This is a genomic window from Candidatus Zixiibacteriota bacterium (genome assembly GCA_020853795.1).
Lineage (GTDB): Bacteria > Zixibacteria > MSB-5A5 > CAIYYT01 > CAIYYT01 > JADJGC01.
On the sequence record JADYYF010000044.1, the window covers coordinates 63722 to 70260 of the forward strand.

Annotated in this window: 4 protein-coding genes; all 4 read left to right on the forward strand. The window is 58.5% G+C overall.

Annotation, left to right across the window (positions count from 1 at the left end; genetic code table 11):
- The first annotated feature begins 98 nt into the window (after positions 1-98).
- From IT585_03105 to IT585_03120, 4 genes are read left to right on the forward strand one after another with little or no spacing between them, the layout of a single operon-like run.
- On the forward strand, positions 99-1214 hold the full coding sequence (locus tag IT585_03105; protein MCC6962216.1) for a PAAR domain-containing protein: 1116 nt from the start codon (positions 99-101) through the stop codon (positions 1212-1214).
- A 21-nt stretch (positions 1215-1235) separates the two neighbouring features.
- Positions 1236-4526 carry a hypothetical protein gene (locus tag IT585_03110; GenBank protein MCC6962217.1) on the forward strand — a complete coding sequence of 1097 codons (3291 nt, stop codon included), beginning with the start codon at positions 1236-1238 and terminating at the stop codon, positions 4524-4526.
- 8 nt (positions 4527-4534) lie between these two features.
- A complete protein-coding gene (locus IT585_03115) occupies positions 4535-5650 on the forward strand; it encodes a hypothetical protein (GenBank protein ID MCC6962218.1) in 1116 nt (371 codons plus the stop codon).
- On the forward strand, positions 5637-6488 hold the full coding sequence (locus IT585_03120; protein ID MCC6962219.1) for a hypothetical protein: 852 nt from the start codon (positions 5637-5639) through the stop codon (positions 6486-6488). The genes IT585_03115 and IT585_03120 overlap by 14 nt, the downstream gene beginning before the upstream one ends.
- Positions 6489-6539 lie beyond the last annotated feature (51 nt).

Sequence of the window (6539 nt, forward strand, 5' to 3'; positions counted from 1 at the left end):
CATTCTCGCTACATTCATTGACTGTTGTCGTCTGGTTTTGAACCGCTCTTCCGCTCATGCGACAGTATGTGCGGAAGGAGTCTAACAAGGAATTCACTATGCCTCCAGCAGCCAGAATCGGAGATATGACCGCCCACGGGGGCAGCATTGTGGTAGGCTTCCCGCAGGTTCTGATCGGCGGCATGCCTGCCGCCCGCCTTGGCGATATGCACGTCTGCCCGATGGTTAATCCGGGCACCCCGCCGCCGCCGCATGTCGGTGGCCCGATCACGAAAGGCTCTTCGGGCGTAATGATCGGCGGCCAGCCGGCAGCGCGGGTCGGCGATATGTGCACCTGCTCGGGGCCACCGGACTCGATCGTTGCCGGTTGCTTCACCGTATTGATCGGCGAAGCTGGCGGTGGCGGTGGCGCCGGTTCGTCCGGATCAGGCGGATCGGGTGCCATTGCCGCTCAAGAACAAACGGCTGCAGAGACTGAGGCCGGCGAGGTTGAGAGCGGGGAAGGAACAGAATCCGAATCTGAAACTGAGGGGCACTACATCCAGGTTACCGCCGTCGACTCTGCCGGATTTCCGATTACCGACTGCAACTACCGTCTCAAGGCGCCCAATGGTGATATCAGCGGCGGACTGCTGGCCGGCGGCTTCAAAGAATCCGTGACTGAAACCGGCAACTATGAGCTGACGCTGCGCGCGATTGTCACCGCCGTCTGGTCGAAAACAACCGCTAAGGTTGGCGAAACCGTCAAGCTTACGGCCGAGACCGCCGGACTCAAGGATGGCGCCAAAGCGCGGCTTGAAATCTGGATTTATGATCCCAATTACTCCACCGAACGTCTGAAGATCATCGAAAGCAAGATCTCCGGCAACAAGGTGGAATCCGAGTGGCTGGTGGAAGTCGACGATGACATGCTGGCCGTGGCGCGCGAGAAAGAGATCATGGGCCGCTTCTCGATGCCGCAGTTCTACTTTGTCGTGACCGTCGGCAACTTCAGCAAGCGTTCCGGCATGTTGACGATTATCGATGACCTCGAATTCGAACTCAAGGATGAGTTCGGCAATCCGATCCCGGATAAGGAATACAGTCTCTATCTCCCGAACGGCGCAATCCGCACCGGTAACCTCGATGGCTCCGGCAAAGGGAAGGAAACCGATCTGCCGGCCGGGAGTATACGCGTCTCGTTCGATATCAAGGACGAAGAGTGGACCCAATAGCACGGATGGCGAACGAAGCTCATGGGATTTAGTGTCTTTGGCTCATTCCGCGATTTCCTGTTGCGCCTTGGCGCGCGCACCGGCACTCCGACGACCTTCGTCCATCACCGCCTCCAGGTCGACATCCTCGAAATGGAAGACGTGCTCTTCCATCTCGACAGCGCCGTCATGATGCCGGAACGTCCCTCCGGCGCATCCTCCTCGCAGGGCGTTGGCGATGATGCGTCTGATGCGGCCACCCAACAGCAACAAGACCAAGTCACCGGCGTGCGCGCACTCGCCCTCGGTCTCAAGCAATTCGAGTTCAATCCGAATAAACGCCTGCTCGTCGCCGGCCATGCCGACACATCCGGCCAGGCCAAAATGAACTTCGAACTCTCCGCTCTGCGCGCGCAGAATGTGCAGTACCTGATCGACGGCGACCGCGAGAAGTGGGCCAAGGTCTCCGAATCCCGGCACCGCATCGAAGACTATCAGCAGATCATGCTGTTTATCAAGCAGAACACCCGCTGGGGTTGGAACTGCGATCCGGGCGCCATTAACAATCAGTGGAATAACCCGACGAAAGAAGCGACCAAGAACTTCATCACATCATACAATGCCTGGGTCTTGGCCAACCAGGCGCCGCCGGGAGCCACAGTCATTCCCGATAACACGATCTCGATCATCTCCAACTCCGGCACTCACCGCTGGCCGCTCGAGATGTGGCGCGCCGTCTTCGATATCTACAATGATGAAATCGCCGCCGCCCTCGGCGTGCCGCGCGGTCAGATCGGCCGCTATCGTTCGCTGGTCATGTATACCGATGATCTCAAACGACTGGTGGCTTGTGGCGAGTCGTTCCCACTCGATAACGCCGGTCGCGACAACTACCGTTCTCAGCTCAACCGCCGCGTCGAATTGCTCTTCTTCGACAAGGAAGAAATTCCCGTCCTAAATTGCCCGACGCGCACGTCGTCGATTCATACGCCCGCGGAATGCCCCCTGTGGCACAAGTGGCATTTCGCGGCCGTGCATATCGACCCGGCTGATCTGACCGCAACCGCCTATCATCTGCGTTTCAACTACTTCGACCGGGTGCATCAGGCTATCAAGCCGGTGCCGGACGGTCTTGTGATCAAAGCCTTCGAGAATCTCAGCACCGAAATCCCCGCCCGCATCACCTACTCGAACGGCGTCTACATGGTGAAAGTGCAGAACAATCCCGCGCGCACCGATATTCATTTTACCTTTGCGACGACCAACCAGTGGCTCTTCTCCGCCGACGACCAAACCGATCCGGTCCTGGTCACCAAAACGCCTGCGGAGATCGCCGCCTTGCCTTGGCTCGAACGCATTAAGTACTATGACCTGCCGGCGGAATGGTCCTCGCGGAATTACTTCACGCGTTACGACAATACCAATCCGAATACCGGCGACCGCTTCATCGAAGTCATGCGAACCCACAAGCAACTAAAGCCCTACGGCGGCAACACCACCGATCCGAATCAGCCGCTCACGTTTTCACTCGATGACATCGTGCTCGCTGAAAACAACCGATCGCAGGCAATCCGCGATCGCAATGCTTCCGGAACACCGATCAATCTCGACGCCAATTCGCGCATCGCACTCTTCTACATCGACCACACGACCAATGAGACCGTCGCCGGCGCCAGCAAGAACTTGCGCAAGCTGAAACTTCACAATCCCGACCCGAGTCTGGCGATCTTCACCAACCAGCCGTTCAGTGCGAATTTAATTACGGATGTCCCCGGCAACACGCGTGTCGTCTATTTCTGCAACGGCTTCTACGATGTCTACGACAAGCGCTCGCGCGCAGCCGACCCCGGCTTCAACTTCTCGGCCAATCACGTCGTCGGCGCGCGGTTGGCGTTGCTGGATGACGCCGATGTCCATGCTTCGCACACGGCGATCGCTTCCAACGCGTCGGATCGTTCGAAAGCCTACACATTGTCGGACGGCAACCCGGTGATTGGTCATTACACGCTCCACTACTTGCACAATTGCGATCTGCTCGACGGCAAGCCGCTCCACTATTTGCTCACGCACTGGAATTGCCGTATCCAATTCCAGGCGCCGGCAACCGCCGCCGATGTCGCCAACCACCGTCAGCCGGGCATGAAAAATGCCAACGATCGCATGAACCGAAAGAATTACCTGTTTGAGCGCAAGAGCGGTACGCACGACATCGTCATCCGGCCCTACTACTTCATGGAGGCGAAAAACGCCACAAATGGCGGTGCGCATAAGGCGATGGTCGACATTGTCCAGTCGGGAAGCTGGATGATGATTGACACCGCCAACTTCCGTCAGGCCGCGTACCAGGCTGAACCCAACCGCTTCTCGTCTCCCGATGCCGACAATACCCGGCAAGATCTCGACGGCAATACCAACGAGCCGCTGGCCAACTCGCACGAAATGGGCCATGCGCTCGGGAATGCCGATGAATACCTCTACTCGGCGGACGACGCGGCCGGCAAGTCATGGGGCGGGCTGCCCAACTATGAGCAACCGAACACTGCGGAAGGCGGGCCGTATGCCTTCGACAAACTGGCCCTGATGAACCGCAATCGTGCCTGGCGTGCCCGCCACCTCTGGAAGAACGTGCTCTGGCTTCACGACGAATCCGCCACCGGCCGCCCGCTCAACCGCTTTTTCAACGGGACAAGATTCCACATCACCTTGCCCGGGCCGTCAACGACCCTGCGCTATGAGCTGGCGGATACCTACAAGAACATCTTTCTTCCGGCCAAGCGTGGTGTCGATATCAACATGGGCTCAAATGCCAAACTCGACGTGTTGCTGTACAAGCTGGACGACGAGACCGCTCATTTGGTCAAGTCCGGGCTGATCCTGACCAGCATTGCTGCGGTTCGGACCAAATTTGCGATTCGTTTTATTGATGTCGGATCCAACACCTGGACGACCGCTGACAAACGCACGTGGGCGGTCGCGCTCAACAACGACTATCAGGCGATGACGGATCTGAAGTTCCGACTCTCGTGTCCGCCAACCAACGACTTCCAGGAAACGTTGTGCACGTTCAATCCGCACTTCAAGGAGTATACCGGCGGCGACCCCGGCGATTCACATATCAATATTCGGGTCAAGGCCCAGACCGGCGGCAACTTCACCATTTCGGGCAATCGTCTCGAAGTTGATCGGGATGTCAACACTGCCCGGATCATTCGTTTCTGCTTTGGTTTCACGGCTGGAACTGCGGCGCTGACTCGCACGGATTTTGGCCCCTTGGTCACCTGGATCGGCGGCGCGAGCGTAGCCAACGCCACGTTCACAATGAACGACCTATAGGAGACGGAATGTCGGCAATCTATTCACGCTTCTTTGCCAACTCGCGGCGCAGTGGTTTCGTGCCGGTGGCCAGCGCTGCCGTCGGCAAGTTCATCTGGAGCCGGCGGATCAGCCGCTCTGCCGACAAGCCCGCCGAGGCGCGCCTGTTGCTCAGCGCGGATGATCGCATCGTTGTCGACGGCATGAACGAACTCTATTTGTTCGATCGCAATGGCAGCCAGGTCTGTGCCTTGCCGCGCTGGTATGGTTGCCAGGTCGCGCTGGACGACGACCGACTCGCATTTACGACCGCCGCACGCAAAGATCGAATCCAGATTGTCGACTTGCAAGGTCGCACTCTGGCTGAAGATTTACGTATACCCGGATTGATCGACCAGTCTTCGCTCGTGCTATTTGAGCCGCGCGAGTCCGACTTCTACGCCCAGATCCAATTCGCCGGCGATATCCACGGTGCGCCTCCCTTCTTCATGGTCTTCAAGGCGCCGCTGAATGACCCCTGGTTCGACTGGGTGATGGATGTGCCCACTCCGTCAAGCCCGATTATTCCGTTGGTGAATTACGAAGCGCGCTATCTGGCCACCACCAACGCCGGTGAAATTCTCATTCTTGACTTCGATTCGCGTCAGCGCGAGGCCGCGCCGATCGCGCGCTTCCCGTTTCCTCTCGAGACTGCCACCCACTGGATGAGCAGCGCCGCCGACGGCACCCTTTATTTCACCGGGCGCGGCGATCACGGAATCGGCATCTGCGCAACTGACGTCAAAGGCGGGTTGTCGTTTGTTGTCGGCGATGATGTGGCTTCCCGACTGCCGGGACGCCCGGTCGCGCCGCCGATGCTCGCTCAGGATCGTTCCTGGGTGCTGACCACCGGCGCTCTGGTTTGCCTGCAGCGCGACAAATTGCTTTGGCTTTACGGGGCCAAGGAGACGACCTTCAGTCTGGCGACGGCCCTGGCCGATTATAGTGTCCTCGTTGTCGCCGTCAATCGCCTCATTCGCATCAGTCCGGCGGGCGAGACGATGTTCGATATCGTCTTCGAGGAAGAACTCAATACTCCGCCGGTCGTCGACGCCACCGGCCGCATCTATGTCGCCAGTAAGGAGATGCTGTATGCTTTCGACTAACGGCTGCGATCTGCTCGGACTGCTGTTCTGCGCTCTGGTGTTGCCTCTGCTGGTTTCGTGCCGCACCGAAGCCCGACGCGCACCGGTCGACGTGCTCTTCGCCTTTGGCGACCAGTATACTCTCGTGAAGCACGGTGATTTCATCGCAGCATCATACAGCGAGCGCTGGGACGACGCCCAGGTACCGCCCCCTGCCGACTTTGATGAAACGCCGTCGACTATACTCATGACACCGGCCGACTTCGATTCCATTTGGGCCGACCTCTGCCGAATCGATTTCTCCCGGTACGCCGATCCTGCGACGCTCAAGTTTCGCCGAACTCCTCCTGACCAGCAAGCGCGCGAAATCTTGAAGTACGTTGTCGATAGTGACACGATTGTGAATTGGTTGCAGTCGTATCAACGTCTGGAATCTCCCGCGCGCGATCCGCTGCAAACCATCGTTGACCGGCTGGCCGCCACTTTTGAACGTCGTAGAGCCGACCTGGTTCTCCCCGCAGCGTTGACGATCTTTCTTGAAGATGCCGCGCTCGGTCAGTGGGATGTAGCCTCGGTCGAGTCGACTTGTCAGCTGACTCGCGCCGGCATTGCTGTGCAACTCCCGCCGCGCGACTACAAGGAACTCTGGCGCCTGCTCGTCGATTTGCGGCTGCTGGGACGGGAATTCTCCACCGCGCAGGAGGAAACGCCGCCGACGCAACGGTTTCGGCACGGCCTCAAAGTCAACGGCTTTGCCGTGCGGACGGATGCTGTTGAACTCGACAAGGGCCACAGTGCGGCGATTGGCAAATTGGCCGCACGGCTCGACTCGCTTTGGAATCAAAATCGTTCGCAATAGATGGTGAATCGGTATGAGTTCTTCAAATAATCAGTTTCGACTTGCTCTCCC